The 24,613-nt window shown below is 61.8% G+C and carries 21 protein-coding genes; 18 read left to right on the top strand and 3 right to left on the bottom strand.

Features of this window, described 5'->3' with window-relative positions; translation table 11 throughout:
• Positions 1-62 precede the first annotated feature (62 nt).
• From rpoC to ABD847_RS08355, 14 genes are all read left to right on the top strand, one after another.
• Positions 63-4,364 carry a DNA-directed RNA polymerase subunit beta' gene (gene rpoC / locus ABD847_RS08420; RefSeq protein WP_345011951.1) on the top strand — a complete coding sequence of 1,434 codons (4,302 nt, stop codon included), beginning with the start codon at positions 63-65 and terminating at the stop codon, positions 4,362-4,364.
• Positions 4,365-4,600: 236 nt separating this feature from the next.
• Positions 4,601-5,167, top strand: coding sequence for an alkyl hydroperoxide reductase subunit C (gene ahpC, locus ABD847_RS08415; protein WP_345011949.1), 567 nt, complete (start codon positions 4,601-4,603; stop codon positions 5,165-5,167).
• 66 nt (positions 5,168-5,233) lie between these two features.
• Complete coding sequence (gene ahpF / locus ABD847_RS08410; RefSeq protein WP_345011947.1) at positions 5,234-6,781, top strand: alkyl hydroperoxide reductase subunit F; 1,548 nt, start codon at positions 5,234-5,236, stop codon at positions 6,779-6,781.
• 133 nt (positions 6,782-6,914) lie between these two features.
• On the top strand, positions 6,915-7,298 hold the full coding sequence (locus ABD847_RS08405) for a RidA family protein (RefSeq protein ID WP_345011945.1): 384 nt from the start codon (positions 6,915-6,917) through the stop codon (positions 7,296-7,298).
• A gap of 3 nt (positions 7,299-7,301) precedes the next feature.
• Complete coding sequence (gene tusD / locus ABD847_RS08400) at positions 7,302-7,697, top strand: sulfurtransferase complex subunit TusD (RefSeq protein ID WP_345011943.1); 396 nt, start codon at positions 7,302-7,304, stop codon at positions 7,695-7,697.
• 8 nt (positions 7,698-7,705) lie between these two features.
• On the top strand, positions 7,706-8,062 hold the full coding sequence (gene tusC / locus ABD847_RS08395; protein WP_345011941.1) for a sulfurtransferase complex subunit TusC: 357 nt from the start codon (positions 7,706-7,708) through the stop codon (positions 8,060-8,062).
• A gap of 8 nt (positions 8,063-8,070) precedes the next feature.
• On the top strand, positions 8,071-8,355 hold the full coding sequence (tusB, locus tag ABD847_RS08390) for a sulfurtransferase complex subunit TusB (RefSeq protein ID WP_345011939.1): 285 nt from the start codon (positions 8,071-8,073) through the stop codon (positions 8,353-8,355).
• A gap of 185 nt (positions 8,356-8,540) precedes the next feature.
• Entirely contained in the window at positions 8,541-8,915 is a 375-nt protein-coding gene (rpsL, locus tag ABD847_RS08385) for a 30S ribosomal protein S12 (RefSeq protein WP_345011937.1), read from the top strand.
• Positions 8,916-9,008: 93 nt separating this feature from the next.
• On the top strand, positions 9,009-9,479 hold the full coding sequence (gene rpsG / locus ABD847_RS08380; RefSeq protein WP_345011935.1) for a 30S ribosomal protein S7: 471 nt from the start codon (positions 9,009-9,011) through the stop codon (positions 9,477-9,479).
• Positions 9,480-9,554: 75 nt separating this feature from the next.
• Complete coding sequence (gene fusA, locus ABD847_RS08375) at positions 9,555-11,657, top strand: elongation factor G (protein ID WP_345011932.1); 2,103 nt, start codon at positions 9,555-9,557, stop codon at positions 11,655-11,657.
• 62 nt (positions 11,658-11,719) lie between these two features.
• On the top strand, positions 11,720-12,904 hold the full coding sequence (gene tuf, locus ABD847_RS08370) for an elongation factor Tu (protein WP_345011930.1): 1,185 nt from the start codon (positions 11,720-11,722) through the stop codon (positions 12,902-12,904).
• A gap of 126 nt (positions 12,905-13,030) precedes the next feature.
• Positions 13,031-13,489, top strand: coding sequence for a methylglyoxal synthase (locus tag ABD847_RS08365; RefSeq protein ID WP_425568442.1), 459 nt, complete (start codon positions 13,031-13,033; stop codon positions 13,487-13,489).
• Positions 13,490-13,667: 178 nt separating this feature from the next.
• On the top strand, positions 13,668-14,891 hold the full coding sequence (locus ABD847_RS08360) for a DEAD/DEAH box helicase (RefSeq protein WP_425568438.1): 1,224 nt from the start codon (positions 13,668-13,670) through the stop codon (positions 14,889-14,891).
• Positions 14,892-14,951: 60 nt separating this feature from the next.
• Positions 14,952-15,845 carry a DMT family transporter gene (locus ABD847_RS08355; RefSeq protein WP_345011926.1) on the top strand — a complete coding sequence of 298 codons (894 nt, stop codon included), beginning with the start codon at positions 14,952-14,954 and terminating at the stop codon, positions 15,843-15,845.
• Between the two features lie 10 nt (positions 15,846-15,855).
• Here the strand turns inward: ABD847_RS08355 and ABD847_RS08350 are convergent, their stop codons facing one another.
• Positions 15,856-16,761 (bottom strand): LysR family transcriptional regulator, encoded by a 906-nt coding sequence (locus tag ABD847_RS08350; protein WP_345011924.1) that lies wholly within the window; start codon positions 16,759-16,761, stop codon positions 15,856-15,858.
• A gap of 122 nt (positions 16,762-16,883) precedes the next feature.
• Here ABD847_RS08350 and ABD847_RS08345 point away from each other — a divergent pair, with 122 nt between their 5' ends.
• Complete coding sequence (locus ABD847_RS08345; protein WP_345011922.1) at positions 16,884-17,651, top strand: SDR family NAD(P)-dependent oxidoreductase; 768 nt, start codon at positions 16,884-16,886, stop codon at positions 17,649-17,651.
• A gap of 376 nt (positions 17,652-18,027) precedes the next feature.
• Here ABD847_RS08345 and ABD847_RS08340 read toward each other — a convergent pair whose 3' ends face one another.
• Together ABD847_RS08340 and aguA are read right to left on the bottom strand one after the other, a co-directional pair.
• Positions 18,028-19,731: an amidase gene (locus ABD847_RS08340; protein ID WP_345011920.1), complete on the bottom strand. Its 1,704-nt coding sequence runs from the start codon at positions 19,729-19,731 to the stop codon at positions 18,028-18,030.
• Between the two features lie 147 nt (positions 19,732-19,878).
• Positions 19,879-20,973: an agmatine deiminase gene (aguA, locus tag ABD847_RS08335; RefSeq protein ID WP_345011918.1), complete on the bottom strand. Its 1,095-nt coding sequence runs from the start codon at positions 20,971-20,973 to the stop codon at positions 19,879-19,881.
• Between the two features lie 262 nt (positions 20,974-21,235).
• On the opposite strand from aguA, the gene ABD847_RS08330 reads away from it, so the two are divergent.
• The 3 genes from ABD847_RS08330 (at position 21,236) to ABD847_RS08320 (ending at position 24,545) form a co-directional block, all read left to right on the top strand.
• Positions 21,236-22,147 carry a LysR family transcriptional regulator gene (locus tag ABD847_RS08330; protein ID WP_345011916.1) on the top strand — a complete coding sequence of 304 codons (912 nt, stop codon included), beginning with the start codon at positions 21,236-21,238 and terminating at the stop codon, positions 22,145-22,147.
• Between the two features lie 173 nt (positions 22,148-22,320).
• Entirely contained in the window at positions 22,321-23,886 is a 1,566-nt protein-coding gene (locus ABD847_RS08325; RefSeq protein ID WP_345011914.1) for a methyl-accepting chemotaxis protein, read from the top strand.
• 77 nt (positions 23,887-23,963) lie between these two features.
• Positions 23,964-24,545, top strand: coding sequence for a superinfection exclusion B family protein (locus tag ABD847_RS08320; protein ID WP_345011912.1), 582 nt, complete (start codon positions 23,964-23,966; stop codon positions 24,543-24,545).
• The last annotated feature ends 68 nt before the right edge of the window (positions 24,546-24,613 follow it).

Raw genomic sequence — 24,613 nt, 5'->3', positions numbered from 1 at the left:
TGCCGTGATAGAAAAGGGCGCCCTGCGGGGCGCCATGATTGAACTCCTGACGGGAGACACACGTGAAAGACTTACTTAAGTTTTTGAAAGCACAGAGCAAAACCGAAGAGTTTGACGGCATCAAGATTGCCTTGGCCTCTCCGGACATGATTCGCTCCTGGTCTTTCGGTGAAGTGAAAAAGCCGGAAACCATCAACTACCGTACCTTCAAGCCGGAGCGTGACGGTCTGTTCTGCGCACGTATCTTCGGCCCGGTGAAAGACTACGAATGTCTGTGCGGCAAGTACAAGCGCCTCAAGCACCGTGGCGTGATCTGTGAGAAGTGCGGCGTTGAAGTCACTCAGACCAAGGTGCGCCGTGAGCGCATGGGTCACATCGAGCTGGCCTCCCCGGTGGCTCACATCTGGTTCCTCAAGTCCCTGCCGTCCCGGATCGGTCTGCTGCTGGACATGACCCTGCGTGACATCGAGCGCGTGCTGTACTTCGAATCCTTCGTGGTGATCGAAGCCGGCATGACCGCCCTGGAGTGCGGCCAGATGCTGTCCGAAGAACAGTACCTGGATGCCCTGGAAGAGTACGGTGACGAGTTCGAAGCCAAGATGGGCGCCGAGGCGATCCTGGAGCTGCTGCGTGGCCTGGATCTGGAGCAGGAAATCGCCCAGATGCGCGAGGAGCTGCAACAGACCAACTCCGAAACCAAGCGCAAGAAGACCACCAAGCGCCTGAAGCTGATGGAAGCCTTCCTGCTGTCCGGCAACAAGCCGGAGTGGATGATCATGACGGTGCTGCCGGTGCTGCCGCCGGACCTGCGTCCGCTGGTACCGCTGGACGGTGGCCGTTTCGCCACCTCCGATCTGAACGATCTGTACCGCCGCGTGATCAACCGGAACAACCGTTTGAAGCGCCTGCTGGATCTGGCTGCGCCGGACATTATCGTGCGCAACGAAAAGCGCATGCTGCAAGAGTCCGTGGATGCCCTGCTGGATAACGGCCGTCGTGGCCGAGCCATCACCGGCTCCAACAAGCGTCCGCTGAAGTCCCTGGCCGACATGATCAAGGGTAAGCAAGGTCGTTTCCGTCAAAACCTGCTGGGTAAGCGGGTCGACTACTCCGGTCGTTCCGTTATCACCGTAGGTCCGACCCTGCGTCTGCATCAGTGCGGTCTGCCCAAGAAGATGGCGCTGGAGCTGTTCAAGCCCTTCATCTACGGCAAGCTGGAAGCCCGCGGCCTGGCCACCACCATCAAGGCGGCCAAGAAGATGGTCGAGCGCGAAGAAGCCGTGGTGTGGGATATCCTGGACGAAGTGATCCGCGAACACCCCGTCATGCTGAACCGGGCGCCGACCCTGCACCGTCTGGGTATCCAGGCGTTCGAGCCGACCCTGATCGAAGGTAAGGCCATTCAGCTGCACCCGCTGGTGTGTTCCGCATTCAACGCCGACTTCGACGGTGACCAGATGGCGGTCCACGTACCGCTGACCCTGGAAGCCCAGCTGGAAGCCCGTGCGCTGATGATGTCCACCAACAACATCCTGTCTCCCGCCTCCGGTGAGCCTATCATCGTGCCGTCTCAGGACGTGGTACTGGGTCTGTACTACATGACCCGTGCCAAGGTCGGTGCCAAGGGTGAAGGCATGGTGCTGGGTAGCGCGAAGGAAGCCGAGAAGGTCTACCGTGCCGGTCTTGCCTCCCTGCATGCCCGGGTCAAGTGCCGTATCACCGAGTACGTGAAGAACGAAGCCGGTGAGCTGGTGGCCAAGACCGAGCTGAAGAACACCACAGTGGGTCGCTCCATCCTGTCGCTGATCCTGCCCAAGGGCATGGACTATGCGTTGATCGACGAGCCCAAGGTGCTGTCTGACGCCGAGAAGGCCGACCTGGCTGCCCATCCGGAGAACTGGTTCAAGCATGTCTCCAACAAGGCGTTGGGCAAGAAGGCCATCTCCAAGCTGCTGAACACCTGCTACCGTCGTCTGGGCCTGAAGGACACCGTCATATTCGCTGACCAGCTGATGTATACCGGTTTCCACTACGCCGCCCTGTCTGGCTCCTCCGTGGGCATCAACGACATGGTGATCCCGGATGCCAAGAAGGACATCATCGAGGCCGCCGAGGCCGAAGTAGCCGAGATCCAGGAGCAGTTCCAGTCTGGTCTGGTGACTGCGGGCGAACGCTACAACAAGGTTATCGACATCTGGGCTAGCGCCAACGAGCGTGTGTCCAAGGCGATGATGGAAAACCTCTCCAAGGAGAAGGCCGTCAACAGCCGCGGTGAAGAAGAAGAGCAAGCCTCTTTCAACAGCATCTTCATGATGGCCGACTCCGGGGCGCGGGGTTCTGCTGCCCAGATCCGTCAGCTGGCGGGGATGCGGGGCCTGATGGCCAAGCCGGACGGCTCCATCATCGAAACGCCGATCGTGGCGAACTTCCGTGAAGGTCTGAACGTACTGCAGTACTTCATCTCCACCCACGGTGCCCGTAAGGGTCTGGCGGATACCGCACTGAAGACCGCGAACTCCGGTTACCTGACCCGTCGTCTGGTGGACGTGGCCCAGGATCTGGTGATCACCGAGTCCGACTGTGGTACCGAAGAAGGTCTGTGGATGACCCCGCTGATCGAAGGTGGCGATGTGGTCGAGCCGCTGCGTGAGCGCGTGCTGGGTCGTGTGGTGGCTGAAGACGTCATCAAGCCGGGCTCCGACGAGGTGCTGGTCACCCGTAACACCCTGCTGGACGAAAAGTGGTGTAACGAGCTGGAGCGTCACTCCGTCGACCGCGTCAAGGTGCGTTCCGCCATCACCTGTGAGACTGACTTCGGTGTCTGTGCCCACTGTTACGGTCGCGATCTGGCCCGTGGTCACATCGTCAACGCCGGTGAAGCGGTTGGCGTCATCGCCGCCCAATCCATCGGTGAGCCGGGTACCCAGCTGACCATGCGTACCTTCCACATCGGGGGGGCGGCATCCCGTGCCGCGGCCGAGAGCAACGTACAGGTCAAGAACACAGGTAACATCAAGCTGCAAAACGCCAAGTTTGTTACCAACAGTGCCGACAAGCTGGTTATCACCTCACGCTCCTCCGAGTTGACCATCATGGACGACTTGGGCCGGACCAAGGAAAGCCACAAGCTGCCCTACGGCTCCGTACTGGAAGTGAAGGATGGTCAACCGGTCACTGCCGGCCAGATCGTGGCCAACTGGGATCCGCACACCCACCCGATCATCACCGAAGTGGCCGGTCGGATTAAGTTCATCGACCTGATCGAAGGCATCACCATCAGCCGTCAAACCGACGAGCTGACCGGTCTGTCCTCTATCGTGGTGCTGGACGTCAACGAGCGGAGCTCTTCCGGTAAGGAACTGCGTCCGACCGTGAAGCTGGTGGATGAGCAGGGCAAGGACATCCTGATCCCGGGCACCGAAGTGGCCGCTCAGTACTTCCTGCCTGGCCAGGCCATCGTCCAGCTGGAAGACGGCGCCCAGGTAAACGTGGGTGATGCGGTGGCACGTATTCCGCAGGAATCCGGCGGTACCAAGGACATCACCGGGGGTCTGCCCCGCGTTGCCGACCTGTTCGAAGCGCGTATGCCGAAGGAACCGGCCATTCTGGCCGAGATCTCCGGTACCATCTCCTTCGGCAAGGAAACCAAGGGCAAGCGCCGCTTGGTGATCACGCCGACCGATGGTGGCGACGTTTACGAAGAGATGATCCCCAAGTGGCGTAACCTCAACGTATTCGAAGGGGAAAAGGTGCAACAGGGCGAAGTGCTGGCGGACGGTCCCGAGTCTGCTCACGACATCCTGCGCCTGCGCGGCATCAGCCCGGTGGCCAACTACATCGTCAACGAAGTGCAGGACGTTTACCGTCTGCAAGGCGTTAAGATCAACGACAAGCACATCGAAGTCATCGTGCGTCAGATGCTGCGTAAGGGTGAGATCATCGACGGTGGGGATTCCGAGTTCCTGGAAAGCGAACAGGTGGAAGTGGCCCGGGTCAAGATTGCCAACCGCAAGCTGGAAGCCGAAGGCAAGCGTCCGGCCACCTATCGCCGTGTGCTGATGGGTATCACCAAGGCGTCTCTGAACACCGAGTCCTTCATCTCTGCGGCCTCATTCCAGGAGACCACACGGGTGCTGACCGAAGCGGCCGTTTCCGGCAAGATCGACGATCTGCGCGGTCTGAAGGAGAACGTCATCGTGGGTCGTCTGATCCCGGCGGGTACAGGCTTTGCCTACCACCAGAGCCGTCATCAGAAACGCAAGGCTGCCCTGGAGCAACAGGCTGTGCCGCACGTGACCGCCGACGAGGCCGAGCAGAACCTGGCGGATCTGCTCAACGCCGCCGGCAGCTTCGACGGCGAATAAGCACGTCGTTGCATGCCGACACTAAGATAAAGGGCCCTTCGGGGCCCTTTTTGCTATCTGGGTTCATGCGTTTGCCATGGCAATGGGGTAGATTGACTCCCTGCGGTGTTGACCTGGCAATCGGTTGAGTCGATTGTTGCTGTCGGTTTTTACCGTTATGCATAAGTGTGTGGTCAGTCTACTATGAACCCGTCGAATCCCTCACGGTCTGAGGGTTCTTTACCAAGGAGCGAACCATGTCTACCTACATCAACACTGAAGTAAAGCCCTTTACCGCCACCGCCTACCACAATGGTCAATTCATCCAGGTTTCCGACGCTGACCTGAAGGGCAAGTGGTCTGTCGTGTTTTTCTACCCGGCTGACTTCACCTTCGTTTGCCCCACCGAACTGGGCGATCTGGCTGACAACTATGCCGAATTCCAGAAGCTGGGCGTGGAAATCTACTCCGTCTCCACCGACACCCACTTCACCCACAAGGCTTGGCACGACACCTCTGACACCATCAAGAAGATCCAGTACCCCATGATCGGTGACCCGACTGGCGTCATCACCCGCAACTTCGGCGTGATGATCGAAGAAGCCGGTCTGGCTGACCGCGGTACCTTCGTCATCGATCCGGAAGGCAAGATCCAGATCGTGGAAATCAATGCCGGCGGGATCGGCCGTGACGCCCTGGAACTGCTGCGCAAGGTGAAGGCGGCTCAATACGTGGCTTCTCACCCGGGCGAAGTGTGCCCCGCCAAGTGGAAGGAAGGCGACGCCACTCTGGCTCCGTCTCTGGACCTGGTCGGCAAGATCTAAGCCACTGCCAAACCATGTCGAGGCCGGCGCAAGCCGGCCTTTTACCAACAGATCTAAGGACACGCCATGTTAGACAGCAATCTGAAACAGCAACTGGATACCTATCTGAACTACATTGTGACCCCGATTGAGCTCAGCGTGTCCGGTAATGATCAAGCCAAGTCCGCTGAATTGCAGGCCCTCGCCGAAGAGGTTGCCGGTATGTCAGCCAAAATTTCTCTCAAGGTGGGTAATGCCCCGCGGCAACCGACCCTGAGCGTGGCGGCCGCCGGCCAGGCACCGCGCGTGCACTTTGCCGGTATTCCCATGGGCCACGAGTTCACCTCCCTGGTGCTGGCGCTGCTGCAAAGTGGTGGTCACCCGTCCAAGGCCGATCCGGCACTGCTGGAGCAGATTCGTCAGCTCAAGGGCGAGTTCCACTTCGAGACCTATATCTCGCTGTCCTGTCAGAATTGCCCGGACGTGGTCCAGGCGCTGAACCTGATGGCGACCCTGAATCCCAACATCACCCACACCATGATCGATGGGGCCCTGTTCCAGGACGAGGTGAATGCCCGTCAGATCATGGCGGTGCCCAATGTTTACCTCAACGGCGAGCCCTTCGGTCAAGGCCGCATGACGCTGCCTGAGATCGTCGGCAAGCTGGATACCGGTGCGGCCGAACGCAAGGCCGCCGAGCTGAGCGAAAAGGCCCCCTACGACATGCTGATCGTGGGTGGCGGCCCGGCCGGCGCGGCTGCCGCCATCTATGCCGCGCGCAAGGGGATCCGCACCGGCCTGGTGGCTGAGCGCTTCGGTGGTCAGGTGATGGATACCGTGGGCATCGAAAACTTCATCTCGGTGCCCTATACCGAAGGCCCCAAGCTTTCCGCCAGCCTGGAGCAACATGTGCGCCAATATGGCGTGGATATCATCACGGAGCAGCGGGTGGCCAAGCTGACCCGCGCCGATCAGGTCGAGCTGGATCTGGTGAGTGGCGCCAAGCTCAAGAGCCGGGCCGTGGTGCTGGCCACCGGCGCCCGCTGGCGGGAGCTGAACGTCCCCGGCGAGGCCGAGTACCGTACCAAGGGCGTAGCCTACTGCCCCCACTGCGACGGTCCCTTCTTCAAGGGCAAGAAGGTCGCGGTGATCGGCGGCGGTAACTCCGGCATCGAGGCGGCCATCGATCTGGCCGGCATCGTCGAGCATGTGACCGTGGTGGAGTTTGCCGACACCCTGCGGGCCGACGAGGTACTGCAGAAGAAAGCGCGCTCCTTGCCGAACGTTGACATCATCCTCAATGCCCAGACCACGGAAGTGATCGGGGATGGCAGCAAGGTGGTGGGGCTGGCCTATAAGGACCGCAGCAGCGGCGAGGTCAAACAGCTGGAGCTGGCGGGTATCTTCGTGCAGATCGGCCTGGTGCCCAACACCGAATGGTTGAAGGAGAGCGACATCAGCCTGACCCGCTTTGGCGAGATCGAGATCGATGCCAAGGGCGCCACCTCCATGCCTGGGGTGTTTGCTGCCGGGGACGCCACCACGGTGCCCTTCAAGCAGATCATCATCTCCATGGGCAGCGGTGCGACGGCAGCGCTGGGGGCCTTCGACTACCTGATCCGCACCTCGGTTTAAGCCTCAGCCCGCATCATCAGAACCACCCTGCGGGGTGGTTCTTTGTTTTTGAGCCCTTGCGCTCCCGGCGGGGGTTTTATACCTTGCTGGGGTTTGGCCCGTTGGGCCCCATCCGTCATGCAAGGAGTCAAGGATGCAAAAGCAGGTTATCAACACCCCCGCCGCCCCCGCTGCCATCGGTCCCTACGTGCAGGCCACCCGGGTTGGCGATCTCATCTTCACCTCAGGCCAGATCCCGCTGATTCCCGAGACCATGACCCTGGTGGAAGGGGATATCCGTGCCCAGGCTGAACAGGTGATGAAGAACCTGCTGGCCATCCTGGTGGCGGCCGGCGCCAGCGCCGACACCGTCATCAAGACCACCTGCTTCCTCAAGGACATGAACGATTTCGGCCCCTTCAACGAGGTCTATGCCCAGTACTTTGGTGAAGCGGCACCGGCGCGTTCTTGCGTCGAGGTGGCCCGACTACCCAAGGATGTGCTGGTAGAAGTTGAAGCCATCGCCCACCTGGCCTAAATCATGTCCGCACTGCGCTTTGCCCTGCTGGTGCAGGGGCCCCCTTATGGCTGCGAGGCCTCGGCCCAGGCCTTGCTGTTCGCTCAGGCCCTGCTGGCGCGTGGCCATCGTCTTAGCCAAGTGTTCTTCTACCAAGGCGGGGTGTATAACGCCAACGGCTATGTCTGTCCCGCCTCGGACGAAGTCGATCTGGTTGCGCAGTGGCGGGCGTTGGCACTGGCGCAGGGGATCTGCCTGGATGTCTGTGTGGCGGCGGCACAGCGCCGTGGTGTGCTGGATGCCGCAGAGGCCCAGGAGGCCGGCAAGATAGGGCATAATCTGTCGGCTCCCTTCGTATTGAGCGGCTTGGGGCAGCTGGCCGAGGCGGCCTTGTCTGCCGATCGTCTGGTGCAGTTCTAGGAGGGGCGATGAACAAGATTGCCTTCGTGTTTCGTACCGCCCCCCATGGCCGCGCCACGGGGCGGGAGGGGCTGGATGCCCTGCTGGCCACCTCGGCGTTCAGCGAGGATCTGGCGGTGTTCTTCGTCGAGGATGGCCTCTATCAGCTGTTGCCGGAGCAGGCGCCGGCTCAGGTGCTGAGCCGGGATCACGCACCCTCCTTCAAACTGCTGCCCTTGTATGACATAGAGCAGATCTATTTTTGCCAGGACAGCCTGACGGCCCGTGGCCTGGCGGCCGATAGCCTGCTGATCCCGGGCCAGCCCTTGGCGGCGAAGGCCCTGGCCGACACCCTGGCGCAATATCCGGTGCGCCTGATGTTTTAGGAGAGGCCATGCTCTATCACATCATTCATTCCCCCTTCGAACAGTGTTCCCTGGCCCAGTGCCTGACACGGCTGCGTCCTGGGCAGGATCGGCTGCTGCTTAGCCGCGATGCCGTGATTGCGGCCGCCTCACCTCACTGGCAGGCACAACTGGCCGCCCTGGCGGTTCCCGTCTATGTTTTGGCGGAGGATCTGGCTGCCCGTGGGCTGAATGCCGGGGTGGGGGAGGTCATCGACATGGCGGGCTTCGTTGAGCTGGTGGCCCAGCAGGGCAATCCCCTGCTGTGGGGCTAGATCATCAAGGCGTCATTTTGCTCCGCTAGAGTCCCCTGCCACTCCGTTCAGGCACTGTCTGTGAGCCAGGTTGTCTAAATCTTGACTCATGGGGTTGAGGAGCATAGAATTTCGCGTCCCCGTCTCTGCGGGGAGGATTTTTCACATGTTTGTAAATTTGTAAAGCTAATATCAGGAGCTTTTTAATGGCAACTATTAACCAGCTGGTTCGCAAGCCGCGCGTTAAGCAAGTTGTGAAAAGCAACGTTCCTGCGCTGGAAGCGTGCCCTCAGAAGCGTGGCGTTTGTACCCGTGTGTACACCACCACTCCGAAGAAGCCGAACTCAGCGCTGCGTAAGGTTTGCCGTGTCCGTTTGACCAACGGTTACGAAGTCACTTCTTACATCGGTGGCGAAGGCCACAACCTGCAAGAGCACAGTGTTGTGCTGATCCGTGGTGGTCGTGTTAAGGACCTTCCCGGTGTTCGTTATCACACCGTTCGTGGTGCCCTGGACTGTTCTGGCGTGAAAGACCGCAAGCAATCCCGCTCCAAGTACGGCGTGAAGAAGCCTAAGGCTTAATGGATTCCCGTTAAGTAAGGCCAAACGATCATTCGTTTAGTTAGAAATCTATTTCTAGTTTTGGGTAAAACCTGAAGTTACGGAGAATTCAAAATGCCAAGACGTCGCGTTGTTGGTCAGCGTAAAATCCTGCCGGATCCCAAGTTCGGATCTGAACTGCTGGCTAAGTTCATTAACGTCGTAATGGTAGACGGCAAGAAGTCCGTCTCCGAAGCCATCGTGTATGGCGCCCTGGATATCATTTCCCAGAAGAGTGGCAAGGATCACCTGACCACCTTCGAAGAAGCCCTGGATCATATCCGTCCGACCGTCGAAGTTAAGTCTCGTCGGGTTGGTGGTTCCACTTACCAAGTTCCGGTCGAAGTTCGTCCGGTACGTCGCAATGCCCTGGCTATGCGCTGGTTGGTTGAAGCTGCCCGCAAACGTGGTGAAAAATCTATGGCTCAGCGCCTGGCCGGCGAACTGCTGGACGCCGCTGACAACAAGGGTGCTGCGGTCAAGAAGCGTGAAGACGTGCACCGTATGGCGGAAGCGAACAAGGCCTTCGCTCACTACCGCTGGTAATCCCGCTGTGCAGGCCCTCGGGTCTGCACATATTTTCATTATCTAAGGCACAACCTTAGTAAGAGGATAGCTATCGTGGCTCGTTCAACACCCATTGAGCGCTACCGTAATATCGGTATCTCCGCTCACATCGACGCCGGTAAGACTACCACTACCGAACGTATCCTGTTCTACACCGGTGTTAACCACAAGATCGGTGAAGTGCATGATGGCGCCGCCACCATGGACTGGATGGAGCAAGAGCAAGAGCGTGGTATTACCATCACCTCCGCCGCTACCACCTGTTTCTGGAGTGGTATGGGCAAGCAGTTCCAACCGCACCGCATCAACATCATCGATACCCCCGGTCACGTTGACTTCACCATCGAAGTAGAACGTTCCATGCGGGTACTGGACGGCGCCGTCATGGTGTACTGTGCCGTAGGTGGTGTGCAGCCCCAATCCGAAACCGTATGGCGTCAGGCCAACAAGTACAAGGTTCCGCGTATCGCCTTCATCAACAAGATGGACCGTACCGGTGCCAACTTCCTGCGCGCGGTTGAACAGATCAAGACTCGTCTGAAGGGTAACGCCGTTCCCCTGCAGCTGCCGATTGGCGCCGAAGAAAACTTCAAGGGCGTCATCGACCTGATCAAGATGAAGGCCATCAACTGGAATGAAGCCGACCAAGGCACCACCTTCGAATACGAAGACATTCCGGCTGAGCTGCAAGCCGCTGCCGAAGAGTGGCACCAGAACCTGGTTGAAGCCGCTGCCGAAGCCTCTGAAGAGCTGATGGAAAAGTACCTCGGCGGTGAAGAGATGACCGAGGTCGAGCTGAAGGGCGCTCTGCGTCAACGCGTTCTGAACAACGAAATCATCCTGGTTACCTGTGGTTCTGCGTTCAAGAACAAGGGTGTTCAGGCGATGCTGGACGCCGTTATCGAGTTCCTGCCTGCGCCGATCGACGTACCTGCTATCGCCGGTCAACTGGACGATGGTACTCCGGCTGAGCGTCACCCGAGCGATGATGAGCCTTTCTCCGCTCTGGCGTTCAAGATCGCTACCGACCCGTTCGTGGGTAACCTGACCTTCTTCCGCTGCTACTCCGGTGTGGTTAACTCCGGCGACAGCGTGCTGAACTCCGTCAAGGGCAAGCGCGATCGTATCGGCCGTATCGTACAGATGCACGCCAACAAGCGTGAAGAAATCAAGGAAGTTCGTGCCGGTGACATCGCCGCGGCTATCGGTCTGAAGGACGTCACCACCGGTGACACCCTGTGTGCCGAATCCTCTCCGATAATCCTGGAACGGATGGAATTCCCTGAGCCGGTAATCTCCGTGGCCGTTGAGCCCAAGACCAAGGCTGACCAAGAGAAGATGGGCCTGGCCCTGGGCCGTCTGGCTCAGGAAGACCCCTCCTTCCGCGTATGGACCGACGAAGAATCAGGCCAGACCATCATCGCCGGTATGGGCGAGCTGCACCTGGAAATCATCGTTGACCGTATGAAGCGTGAGTTCAAGGTAGAAGCCAACGTCGGTAAGCCGCAGGTTGCCTACCGCGAAACCATCCGTGCCAAGGCGGCTGACATCACTGGTAAGCACGCCAAGCAATCCGGTGGTCGTGGTCAGTTCGGTCACGTGGTGATCGACATGTACCCGCTGGAAGAAGGCAAGGGCTACGAATTCGTCAACGACATCAAGGGTGGTGTGATTCCTGGTGAATTCATCCCCGGCGTTGACAAGGGTATCCAAGAGCAGCTGAAGTCTGGTCCGCTGGCCGGTTATCCGGTGGTGGATCTGGGTGTTCGTCTGCACTTCGGTTCTTACCACGATGTGGACTCTTCCGAGCTGGCGTTTAAGATCGCCGCCTCTCTGGCCTTTAAGGCCGGCTTCATGCAAGCACAACCTGTGCTGCTCGAGCCGCTGATGAAGGTGGAAGTGGAAACTCCGGAAGACTACATGGGTGACGTAATCGGCGACTTGAACCGTCGTCGTGGCATGGTAGAAGGCATGGAAGACGGCCCCTCTGGCAAGATCGTTCGTGCCATGGTGCCGTTGGCTGAAATGTTCGGTTATGCAACCGATCTGCGTTCTGCCACCCAAGGCCGTGCTTCCTACTCCATGGAGTTCGGTAAGTACGCTGAAACGCCTAACAACATCGCCCAAACCGTGATTGAAGCGCGTAAAGCCAAGTAATCCCAAGTAATCAATGCCGCCCGCCCAAGGTGGGCGGTAATTAACCTAGGAAGGACAACGTCGTGTCTAAAGAAAAGTTTGAACGTACAAAACCCCACCTCAACGTAGGCACCATCGGCCACGTTGACCACGGTAAGACCACCCTGACCGCTGCCATCACCGCTGTACTGGCTAAGACCTACGGTGGTAAGGCCTTCGCCTTCGACCAAATCGATAAGGCGCCGGAAGAAAAGGCTCGTGGTATCACCATCAACACCTCTCACGTAGAATACGACACCCCGACCCGTCACTACGCGCACGTAGACTGCCCGGGCCACGCCGACTACGTTAAGAACATGATCACCGGTGCTGCTCAGATGGACGGCGCTATCCTGGTAGTAGCTGCCACCGACGGCCCGATGCCGCAAACCCGTGAGCACATCCTGCTGGGCCGCCAAGTAGGCGTACCGTACATCATCGTGTTCCTGAACAAGTGCGACATGGTTGATGACGAAGAGCTGCTGGACCTGGTAGAAATGGAAGTTCGCGAACTGCTGAGCGAATACGACTTCCCGGGCGACGACACTCCGGTGATCCGTGGTTCCGCGCTGAAGGCGCTGGAAGGCGATGCCGAGTGGGAAAAGAAGGTTATCGAGCTGGCTGAGGCCCTGGATAGCTACATCCCCGAGCCGGAGCGTGCCATCGACATGCCGTTCCTGATGCCGATCGAAGACGTATTCTCCATCGCTGGTCGTGGTACCGTAGTTACCGGCCGTGTAGAGCGCGGTATCGTGAAGGTAGGTGAAGAAGTTGCCATCGTAGGTATCAAGGACACCGCCAAGACCACCTGTACCGGCGTAGAAATGTTCCGCAAGCTGCTGGACGAAGGCCGTGCTGGTGAGAACGTAGGCGTGCTGCTGCGTGGTATCAAGCGTGAAGAAGTAGAGCGTGGCCAAGTACTGGCTAAGCCGAACACCATCACCCCGCACACCAAGTTTGAATCTGAAGTGTACGTACTGTCCAAGGAAGAAGGTGGTCGTCACACCCCGTTCTTCAAGGGCTACCGTCCGCAGTTCTACTTCCGTACCACCGACGTAACCGGCACCATCGAGCTGCCGGAAGGCGTGGAAATGGTTATGCCTGGCGATAACATCAAGATGGTAGTAACCCTGATCTGCCCGATCGCGATGGACGAAGGTCTGCGTTTCGCAATCCGTGAAGGTGGCCGTACCGTCGGCGCCGGCGTGGTTGCTCGCGTTATCGAGTAATATCGATTCGCGAAAGTGAAAAAGGGCGGCCCCAGGCCGCCCTTTTTTTATCCCGGCGATTGCGGGGGCGGGGTCAATCTGGTACCAAGATGACACGCTTTTCACAAGGAGTCTTACATGCAAGCGATGGTCAATCGTGAGATGCCGGCCCACAAGCGGGTGGCGCTGGTGGCACACGATCACAAGAAGATGGATCTGGTTCGCTGGGTCAAGCGGCGCAGCGAGCAGCTCAAGCTGCATCACCTGTATGCCACCGGTACCACGGGCAGCATATTGAGCAAGGAAGCGGGCCTGCCCATCACCTGCCTGTTCTCCGGCCCCATGGGCGGCGATCAGCAGCTCGGCGCTCTGATCGCCGAAGGCAAGATCGATGTGCTGATCTTCTTCTGGGATCCCCTGAACGCCGTGCCCCACGACCCGGACGTCAAGGCGTTGCTGCGTCTGGCGGCGGTGTGGAACATCCCCATGGCCACCAATGAGGCCACCGCCGATTTTCTGATGGACTGTCCGCACATGGACCGCGCATTCGAAGTGGCGGTGCCCGACTATGCGGGTTATCTCAAGGCGCGGACCGAAAGCAAATAGTCCGTCCATCAGCCGTAACAAGCCAGTCGCCTGACTGGCTTTTTATTGGGTCGTTTTCGGCCATGCGAACCGCCTCGGCAGCATATTTGCGACCGGTGACATCAGGATTTGCTACCATGTGCGCCCTGACCGTTCTTGCTGACCGGGCCCTCTTCTTTTCTCTAGCATGGTGATCCCTATGACCTTTGCCGACTTCGCTCTCGACCCGCGTCTGCTTTCCAACCTGCAGGCCCTGGGCTACCAGCAGCCGACGGCCATCCAGCAGGCGGCCATGGCGCCGATCCTGGCGGGGCGGGATCTGCTGGCGGCGGCCCAGACCGGCACCGGCAAGACAGCGGCCTTCGTGCTGCCTATCCTGCAGCGGCTGCTGAACCCGGCCGCCACGCCGGCGGTGCGGGCCCTGATCCTGGTGCCCACCCGCGAGCTGGCCCAGCAGGTCCACCAGAGCGTCGAGCGCTATGGCGCCGGCTGTGGCATGCGGGCGGCGCTGGTCTATGGCGGCGTCAGCATCGCCGCCCAGTCTGAGGTGCTGCAGGCCGGGGTGGATCTCATCATCGCCACCCCGGGGCGCCTGCTGGATCACCTGCGCCAGGGGGTGGTCAGTCTGGCCGGGCTGGAGGTGCTGGTGTTCGACGAGGCCGACCGCATGCTGGACATGGGCTTTGCCGACGAGATCAACGCCCTGCTGGCCCAGCTGCCCGACGAGCGCCAGACCCTGCTGTTCTCCGCCACCTTCGGCGAAGCCGTCTATGCCCTGGCCCGGGCGCGACTGCGGGAGCCCCTGCGCATCGAGGCGGCGCCGGCCAACACGGCGGCGGCGCCTATCGAGCAGCGGGTCTATGTGGTGGATGCCGAGCGCAAGGCAGAGCTTATCGCCCACCTGATCCAGACCCAGGGCTGTCGGCCTGTGCTGATCTTCAGCCGTACCCGGCAGGGCTGCGATCAGCTGGCCAAGGCCTTGAGTGCTCGCCAGATCGCCGCCCAGGCCCTGCACGGCGATCTCTCCCAGGCCGCCCGGGAGCAGGTGCTGCAGGCATTTCGCGACGGTCAGTTGCAGGCGCTCATCGCCACCGATGTGGCGGCCCGCGGCCTGGATATTCCGGATCTCCAGTATGTCATCAACCTGGAGCTGCCATTCCAGCCGGAGGATTACGTGCACCGCATCGGTCGCACCGGCCGGGCCGGCAAGGCGGGGCTGGCCATCACCCTGTTCAGCGTCGAGGACAGCGTGTTGCTCGAAGAGGTGGAGGCGGTGCTCAATACCCGGCTGCCCCAGCAGTGGTGCCCGGGCTTCGAGCCGGATCTGACCCGCACCGCTCCCGCGCCACGCCGCCACGGCAAGGCGGCACAGAAGCAGCGCGCCAAGCAGCGGGCTCTGGGGAGCAAGGGACGCCGCCGCTAGCCCTATGCTATGGTCTATTCCCTTTGATTGATGCCGTCACCCTGTTGCTGGAGTCTAGAGATGCGTGCCGCCGATTATTGCCGACTGTTGCTACTTGCCGCCATATGGGGCGCCAGCTTTCTGTTTATGCGCATCGCCGCGCCGGCGCTGGGGGCCATCAACACCGCCTTCCTGCGGGTGCTGTTTGCCAGCCTGGGGCTGAGCCTGCTGGTGCTGGTGATCCGGCGGCGTATCGATTTTGCCGACAAGCTGCCGGTGGCCCTGCTGCTGGGCATCATCAACTCCGGCCTGCCGTTTCTGATGTATTGCCTGGCGGCCAAATGGCTGCCTGCCGGCTATTCCGCCATCTTGAATGCCACCACCCCCCTGATGGGCGTAGCCATCGGCAGTCTGTTCTTTGGTGAGCAGCTGACCCTGAAAAAGAGCGGCGGCGTCGTGCTGGGGCTGATGGGGGTCATGCTGATCACCACCCGGGGACAAATGGCGTTGTCGCTGGTCACCTTGCAGGGGATCCTCGCCTGCCTGCTGGCCACCGCCTGCTATGGCCTGGCCGGCTTCTTAACCCGCCGCTGGGTCGGCCAGCGTGGAGGGCTCGATCCCATGCAGCTGGCCCTGGGCACCCAGATCGGCGCCAGCCTGTTCCTGCTGCCCTTCTTTGCCTACAGCCAGGTCACCAGCCCCCTGCCTGACTGGAACCTGCCGGCGGCCTGGTTCAGCGTCGTGGCGGTGGGCCTGCTCTGTACGGCGGTGGCCTACATCCTCTACTTTCGCCTGCTCCACGACATAGGCCCGCTGCGCTCCCTGACCGTCACCTTCCTGATCCCTCCGTTCGGTATCTTCTGGGGTTATCTGGTGCTGGGGGAAAGCCTCAACTCCGGCTTTGTGTTCGGCGCCCTGGTGATCGGCGTGGCCACCTGGCTGGTGCTGAGCCCTAGCACGCGTTCGCCGCGCTAGGGGCCGCTACTCAGCTCAGCGCCGGCTGGAGCAAGGCCTGCAGCCAGGTCATGAAGCGGCGCACCCGCACCGGCAGATGCCGTCGATTGGCGTACAGCAGGGACACCGGCAGGGGGGCGGGCAGGTGATCCGGCAGTATCTCCACCAGGTCGCCGCTATCGAGCCAGCGCTGCACACCCCGTCTGGGCACCTGAATGATGCCGAGTCCGGCCAGCGCCGCCTGCCGATAGGCATCGGAGTTATTCACCGTCACACTGCCCGGCACCGTCAGTCGCTGCGGCTGCCCCTCGGCGTCTTGGTATTCAAAGCCGGCCGGTCGGCTGCCGAGGGACTGGGCATAGTGCACCAGCTGGTGACTGGCCAGCTCCTCGGGGCCCTGCGGCAGACCATGGCGCTCCAGGTAGGCCGGGCTGGCACAATTAATCTGCGCCATCTGGCCGAGGGGCAGGGCAATCATCCCCTGATCATGGACATTTCCCACCCGCACCACGCAATCAAAGCCCTCGCGCACCATGTCCACCCGGCGGTCTGTGCTGCTCAGCTCCATCTCCAGCTGGGGGTGACGCCGCAAAAACGCCGGCAGGGCGGGGATCACCAGGGTGCGGGCCAGGGCCAACGGCATGTCCACCCTGAGCCGGCCGCGCAGCGGCTGATCCTCCTCGCGGCTGAACCAGGTGGTCAGCTCCTCCATGTCTGCCAGCAGATCCTGGCAGCGCTCGTAAAACAGCTGGCCGTCCTGCGTCATCTGTACCTTGCGGGTGGTGCGGTGCAGCAGACGGGTGCCCAGCTGCTCCTCCAATTGGCGTACCGCATTCGAGACACTGGCCTTGAGCATGCCGAGGTTGTCGGCGGCCTGGGTGAAGCTGCCGAGTTTCGCCACCTGCACATAGACACGCATGGCCTGCAACTGATCCATGATGACTCCAACTGTCAAAAGCTGGTGAACAATCTAACAAAGTTAGACGGATTTATCGCCAACCTGAAATCAATAGACTTGGGGTAACGGGAGAGGGCTCCCGAACTACCGCGAGGAACCTGATGATGGATAGCAAGCGCAAGATTGTTCTGATCACCGGCGGCGGCCGTGGCCTGGGGCGTAGCATGGCGCTGCGGCTGGCGCAAGGCGGCCGGGACCTGATACTCACCTACCATAGCCGCCGCGACGAGGCCGAATCGACCGCCGCCGAGGCCCGGGCTCTGGGCGCCCAGGTGGCCGTGCTGCCACTGGATGTGGGCGACAGCCGCCGCTTTGTCGAGTTCGCCGCCGCGGTGCGCGCCCTGCTGGCGGATCAATGGCAGCGCCAGCGCTTCGATGCCCTGGTGAACAACGCCGGCGTCGGTCTGCATGCGCCCTTCGTCGACACCATGGAGGCGCAGTTTGACGAGCTGTTCCGCATCCACCTGAAGGCGCCCTATTTCCTGACCCAGGCCCTGCTACCGCAACTGGCCGACGGTGGCCGTATTCTGAATATCTCCAGCGGGCTGGCGCGCTTCTCCCTGCCGGGATCCTCCGCCTACGCGGTGATGAAGGGTGGTGTGGAGGTGCTGAGCCGTTATCTGGCTCGGGAGCTGGGGGCGCGGGGCATCTCGGTCAACACACTGGCGCCGGGCGCCATCGCCACCGATTTTGGCAATGGCCTGGTGCGGGATAATCCGGCGGTGAACCAGTTTGTCGCCGCCCAGACGGCCCTGGGCCGGGCCGGCCTGCCGGAGGACATCGGCCCCGTGGTGGCCGCCCTGCTGGCCGATGACAACCACTGGATCACCGGCCAGCGCATCGAAGCCTCCGGCGGCATGTTCCTGTAACCTGCCCCTACCAAGCCACCTGCCAAGCAGGTGGTTTGGCTTTGGTGTATGCAGGAGTGTGCCAAGGATCGTAGGGGCGATTAGCAGAGCGTAATCGCCCATATAAATACAAAGCCAATGATGGGATCTGTTTTAAATCGCACCTGCCTATCCACACGCTCACGCCAACAAGGCTCGTCTAACTATTGTTTCGCCTGCTGTGCGGGCGATTACGCTGCGCCAATCGCCCCTACATGCTGTTTCCCCGCTAAGCGGCTGACCAATGGCGCAACGGCGCCGGCGTCACCCGACCGCGCCAGATAAAAAACCACCTGCTTTCAGGTGGTTTTTAATGTGCTGATAGCGCCAATCCGGCATAGCGAACGCCGGATTGGCCTCAGCCCAGCGCCGGTGTCCGTGGCGGCACCAGCCGCTTGCTGCCGGTGGCCTCGAAGGCCGCGCCAAAGCGCAGCAGGTTGTTGTCGTCATAGGCGCGGCCGGCGAAGGTCAGGCCCACCGGCATGCCGATATCGGCCATCACCCCCATGGGGACTGTGACGGTCGGTACGCCGAGATGGCGGATGGCCAGGTTGCCGTTGGCCACCCAGACGCCGTTGCTCCAGGCGATATCGGCGGAGGCGGGGTTCACATCCGCATCGGCCGGGGCGACGTCGGCCACCGTGGGGAACAGCACGGCGTCGAGCCTCAGCTCATCCATCCACTCCTCCAAGTCCAGCTTGCGGGTCTGCTCCAGGCCCCGCAGGCCGTCCGGCACGCTGGCAATCTCGTTCCACGGCGTGAGGCCGCGCTGGGCCATCTTGACGTATTCGTCCATGCCGGCGGCCAGATCCCCCTCGCGGTTCGGCAAGGTGCCGGGGTCGTGGGGGAAGATCTGCGGCCCGTCCACATCCTCAAGCTTGTTGAGCTTGGGATCGCCGTTGGCCCGCAGGAAGTCGTCGAACGCCCAGCCGGAGAGCTCCCACAGCTCGTCCTGCAAAAACTCAGGCGAGACGATGCCGCGGTTAAATACCGTGGGGGCGCCGGGTCTGTCCCCTTCGCAGTTGGAGACCAGGGGGAAGTCCACCTCGATGACCTCGGCGCCGGCGGCTTCCAGGGCCTGGCGGGCTTGCTCCCACAGGGCGATCACCGAGGCGCGGGTCTGGATGCGCTGACCGGTGGGGCCGCCGATGCCGGGATGCTCGCTGGTGCCGGCCAGTTCATCCTGGTTGATGAACATGCGTGGCACGCCGAAGCGCTTGCCCTTCAGGCTCTCTGCGTTGGCTGCCAGTTCCAGATAGGAGGCCGGACGCACCTCGGAAGCCTTGGGGATCGGCACCCAGGGCTGCATGCGCCAGAGATCGCCGCGGGTCTCGACGTCGTCGGCCACCACCACATCCAGCACCTCCAACAGGTCGGCCATGGTGCGGGCGTAGGGCACCACCACGTCCATGGTGGGGGTCAGGGGCCAGTTGCCGCGTACCGAGATGACACCGCGGGAGGGGGTGTAGGCGCACAGGCCGTTGTTGGAGGCCGGGCCCCGGCCGCTGGACCAGGTCTCTTCGGCCAGGCCGAAGGCGCAGAAGCTGGCGGCGGTGGCGGTGCCGGCGCCGTTGGAGGAGCCGGAGGCAAAGGGGGCGGTCAGGTAGTCGGCGTTATAGGGGCTCTCGGCCCGGCCATAGACGCCGCGCTGCATGCCGCCGTTGGCCATGGGCGGCATGTTGGTCTTGCCCAGGCAGATGGCGCCGGCGGCCCGCAGCCGTTCTATGGTGAAGGCATCGCGCTGGGCCACCAGATCCTTGAAGGCCGGGCTGCCGGAGGCGGCGGTCAGCCCCTTGACCAGGTAGCTGTCCTTGGCGGTGTAGGGGATGCCGTCCAGCGGCCCCAGGGTCTCGCCGCGGGCGCGGCGCGCATCGGAGGCTTCGGCCTCTTTCAGCGCATCGGGATTGGGCACCACGACCGCGTTGAGTTTGGTGGCGGTCGCGGGGCCATCATAGGCCGCGATGCGGGCCTGATAGGCCTGCACCAGTTCGACCGCCGTGGTGCGGCCGGATTCGAGCGCGGCACGCAGCTCGGCGATGGATACTTCGGTCACTTCGATCATGCTGGACCTCCAAAAAACGGTGACGGTTTGGCGATGGCCGTGCCACAGGGCAAGCCTCGCCGTGATGGCGGGGCCGGGGAGCGCGCTTAGGGACGCTCTCTCCCGGCCGTGCAGCGATACCCCTCCAACGGGGTTAGCCGCCGTGGCTTACTGGCCGCTGGGGATCTGCTGGGTGATGCAGTGGATGTTGCCGCCGCCCAGCAGGATTTCCCGGCCCGGGATGCCCACGACGGTATGGTCGGGGAAGATCTCCTCGAGCTTGGCCTGGGCCAGCGCGTCCGTCTTGGGATCCAGCAACGGGTAGATGATGCGGTCGTTGGTGATGAGGAAGTTGACATAGGAGCCCGCCAGCCGGTGACCGGACTCGCGGGGCACGCCGCTGCCGTCGATCACGCCTTGCGCCTCTTCCTCGCTGCAGTACAGGGGACCCGGTTGCGGAATGAGCCAGATCTTGAGCTTGCGGCCCTGGGCGTCGGTGGCGTTCTGCAACACCTCCAGTGCCGCCTTGGAGCGGGGGTACTGGGGATCCTGCTCGTCATCGGTCCAGGTCAGCAGCACCTCGCCGGGGCGCACGAAGCAGGCCATGTTGTCGATGTGGCCGTCGGTCTCGTCCAGGTAGGTGCCGTCCTGCAGCCAGATCACCTTGCGGATGCCCAGGTAATCCTGCAGGTGCTGCTCGATCTGCGCCTTGCTCAGGTGCGGATTGCGGTTGACGTTGAGCAGGCACTCGGCGGTGGTCAGGCAGGTGCCTTCACCGTCCACGTGGATGGAGCCGCCTTCGAGGATGAGCGGCGCCTGGTAGCGGTCGAAACCGTGGGTCGCCAACATCTGGCGGGCCACCAGCTCGTCCTGATCCCAGGGGAAGTAGAGGCCGCCGTTGTGGCCGCCCCAGGCATTGAAGCCCCAGTCCACGCCACGGCGTTCACCGGCGGCGTTGATCAGCACGGTCGGGCCTGTATCCCGGGCCCAGCAGTCGTCGCTGTTCATCTCCACCAGGGTGACGGCGGCGGGCATGATCTCCCGGGCCTGCTCCATAAACCGGGCGGGGACGCCCATAAACACCGGGGTGGCTCCACCGATGGCCTTGGCCAGCTGGGCGAAGGTGGCCTGGGCGTAACGGCCGGCCTCCCGCCAGTTGTCCGGGCGGTACGGCCAAATCATCCACACCGCCTGTTGCGGCGCCCACTCGGCGGGCATAAAGAAACCATCGGCGGCAGGCAGGCTGCTCAAAAGTTTGCTCATTACAGACTCCTCGCGCTGGCAGACGGGCTGCCAGAACAGCGGTAACGGGCGGGCCTGGGCCCACCACTGGGTTAGATGGACTGGCTTAACTCAACCAGTGGCGTTCGAGAGCGATACCTTGACGGACGATCGGCAACCCCAGGCCGAGTGCGACTGGGCGAGGGTCAGAACCGGTATGCATCAGTGATCTGCAGTGTAGAAACTTGTGCCATCATCCATCAAATGAATATTATTAATTGCCTTATTCACCTATGGAATGATGATGAAGCTGCACCAGCTCGATCTGAATTTGCTGCTGGCCTTTGACGCCTTGATGCAGGAGCGCAACGTTACCCGGGCGGCGGCGCGCCTCTTTATCAGCCAGCCGGCCATGAGCCATGCCTTGAACCGGTTGCGGCGCTTCTTCGACGATCCTCTGCTGGTGCGCACCCCCCAGGGCATGCTGCCCACACCGCGGGCCCAGGGGTTGCATCAGGGGGTACGCCAGGCCCTGCTGCTGCTGGAGCAGCAGCTGACCACGCCGGAGGTGTTCGATCCGCAAACCAGCCAGCGGCGCTTCGTCATCAGCACCACCGACTATGTGGAGTGTGTGCTGATCCCGCCACTCATCGCCCGGCTGCGGCAACTGGCGCCCGGGGTGCATATCGAGATCGAGATCTTGCGGGATCGCCTGCCGGAGGCCGAGCTGGCCGAGGGGAGTATCGATCTGGTGCTGGGGTTTGATGAGTACATGCAGGTGCCGCCCCACCTGAGCCGCGAAACCTGGCTGACCGAGCCCTTGAGCGGCCTGGTGCGGCGGGATCACCCGCAGATAGGGGCGGCGTTGAGCCTGGACGCGCTCATCGAGGCGCCCCACGTCTTTCACTCGCCCCTGGGCACCCGGGAGTCCATCGTCGATCAGTTTCTGGCCAGCCAGGGCTTGAGCCGCCGCATCTCGGTGAACAGTCAGAGTTATATGTCGGCGGCGGCCATCGTCAGCCAGACCGACTACCTGCTGGTGTTGCCGGCCAAGGTGGCCAGCCTGCTGGCGGCGGCCTGGCCGCTGCGCCAGGTGGCGCTGCCCAGCGCCATGCCCAGCTATCACCTCAACTGTGTCTGGCACCCGGTGCAGGATGCTCAGCCGGCCCTGCGCTGGCTCAAGGGGGTGATGCGGCAGCTGGTAGATTGCAGCTGACCTGTTAGATTTTTTATCAAATTGTTATATCAGCATTTTCTGCCGGTTACATCGCTGGGAACGTTCGATTTTTATCTCTGTTTGAGCCCGTTGGCATGCTTTTTTGAGCGGGACTCGCTCTGCTAAGATGTCCGAGGACTGAATGTTTATTGGCCAGGGGCAGGAGCAACGGCATGACATCCCAAACGCAGTCGGGACAGGAACGACACTTCTCGGATCAGCATAATCTCATCTCCACCACGGACCTGCAGAGCCGCATCACCTACGCCAATCCTCACTTCTGCGATATCGCCGGTTATCAGGCCGACGAGCTGGAAGGGGCTCTGCACAACATAGTGCGCCACGGGGACATGCCCGCCGCCGCCTTCAGCGATCTCTGGGCCCATATGAAGGCCAAGAAGAGCTGGATGGGGCTGGTGAAGAACCGCTGCAAGAACGGCGACTACTACTGGGTCAATGCCTATGTCACCCCCATCCTGGATGCCGATGGTCAGGTGCGCGAGTACCAGTCGGTGCGCAGCCGTCCCTCCCGCGACGAGGTGGCGCAAGCCGAGCGGCTGTATCAGGGCATACAGCAGGGCAAGCTGCCCCGCGCCCTGCGCTGGCCGGCCCTCAGGGTGGGCTGGCTGAACCAGATAATGGGGCTGAGTGCCATGCTGCTTACCGGGCTGGCCCTCTGGTTACCCCAGCAGTGGCCCCTGCTGTGTGGCGTGCTGGCAATCCTGCTGCTGCAGCTGGGCTTTGGCGCCTGGTGGTCCCGCAAGCTTAACCGCTTGGCCCTGGTGGCCCGGGAAGGGTTTGATACCGAGCTGACCCAGGTCATCTACACCGGACGGCGGGACGAGCTGGCGGCCATCGAGCTGGCGCTGCGCATGAAGCAGGCCGAGCTGCGGGCCGTGGTGGGCCGCACCGGCGATACCAGCGAGCTGATACTGCAGGAGGCCGAGGACGACAGAGCCAACATTCGCGGCATCACAGAGAAGCTGGAGAGCCAGTTGGCGGAGACGGATCAGCTGGCCACCGCCATCAATGAGATGAGTTCCTCCATCCGCGAGGTGGCGGGCAACGCCACCTCGGCCTCCGAGCTGGTGGAGCTGGCCCGCCAGACCTCGGCCCAGGGGCGGCAGAGTGTGGATACCACCATTGCCTCGGTCAACCGGCTGCATGATGAGCTGGAGCAGTCCAAGCAGGTGATCAACGAGCTGGCCACCAACAGCCGGCGCATCGACGGTATCCTGGAGGTGATCGACAGCATCGCCGGTCAGACCAACCTGCTGGCGCTCAATGCGGCCATCGAGGCGGCCCGGGCCGGCGAGGCCGGGCGCGGCTTTGCGGTGGTGGCGGACGAGATCCGCTCGCTGGCGCTGAAGACCCAGCGCTCCACCGAGGAGATACAGCAGATGATCCGCCAGCTGCAACAGTCTGCCGGGGTGGCGGTGGCCAGCATGGAGCAGGGGGCCGAGCGCTCCGAGGTGTGTCGGGATCAGGCGGTGGCCACCGGCAAGGTGCTCGAAGAGATCAACGTGATGCTGGATCAGGTCACCGATACCAGCCACCAGATCGCCAGTGCCGTGGCCCAGCAGGCCGATGTGACCGAAGAGATCAACCGCAACGTCCACAACATCCGCGGCCTGGCCGGCGATACCACCCGCAACAGCCACAAGGCGGTGGATCAGATCAGTCTGCTGGTGCATCGGCTGGAGGGCCTGGCCCGCTTGATCCAGCAGTTCCAGCGCTGAGTCGGGTGTGCCGGCCGAGGCTGGCACACCCTTTGCAATTCCCTGATCACTAGGCTCCTAACCGTCAGGGAAACATCATGAAACAGTGGAACACCTACTTTGGCCAATTTCGTTCACTCAACTGGCTGATGATCTGGTTGCTGCTTTGCAGCGGCGCCTTGTTGCTGCTGCCCCTGGAGCAGCTGGGTGAGCCGTTCGATGTCTGGCAGGCCCAAGTGACCCTACTGTTGTGGGCCGGCATGCTGGTGGCGCTCTCCTACTTTGTCAGCCAGGGGCTGCTCATCGGCTGGGACTGGCTGATTGGGCGCCTGCGCAGCCACTATCAGCAGGCCCGGCTGGAGAAGATGATCGCCTGCCTGGACTTTAACGAGAAGGCGGTGCTACGGGAGTTCATCTTTCAGCGCAAGAGCGTCATCAATTTGCCGGTCACCGAGCCGGCCGTCAAAAATCTGTTGGATGCCGGTGTGCTGACCTATGCCTACGGTAATCCGCATCTGGAGGACGACATCCAGATCAAGGCCCTGATGATCGCCTTGCCGGCGCGCCCCTACATCACCTATCGAGTGCTGGGTCTGAGCAAGGGCAAGATGAGCGACGAGCAGATCGAGTACATCATGAACGCCCGGCCCAAGTACGCCTCCAAGGGGGCTCATCGCTAAATAACCGTTCCGAAATGTAGATCACTTGTCCGGGGAAGAAGGGAACTCGGCGTCGTTTGTGCGATCTG

Origin of the sequence: Pseudaeromonas paramecii, assembly GCF_039540575.1 — a bacterium.
In the GTDB taxonomy this organism is placed as follows: domain Bacteria; phylum Pseudomonadota; class Gammaproteobacteria; order Enterobacterales; family Aeromonadaceae; genus Pseudaeromonas; species Pseudaeromonas paramecii.
The sequence above is the reverse complement of the archived record's forward strand: the minus strand, read 5'-3'. Positions and strand labels throughout refer to the sequence as shown.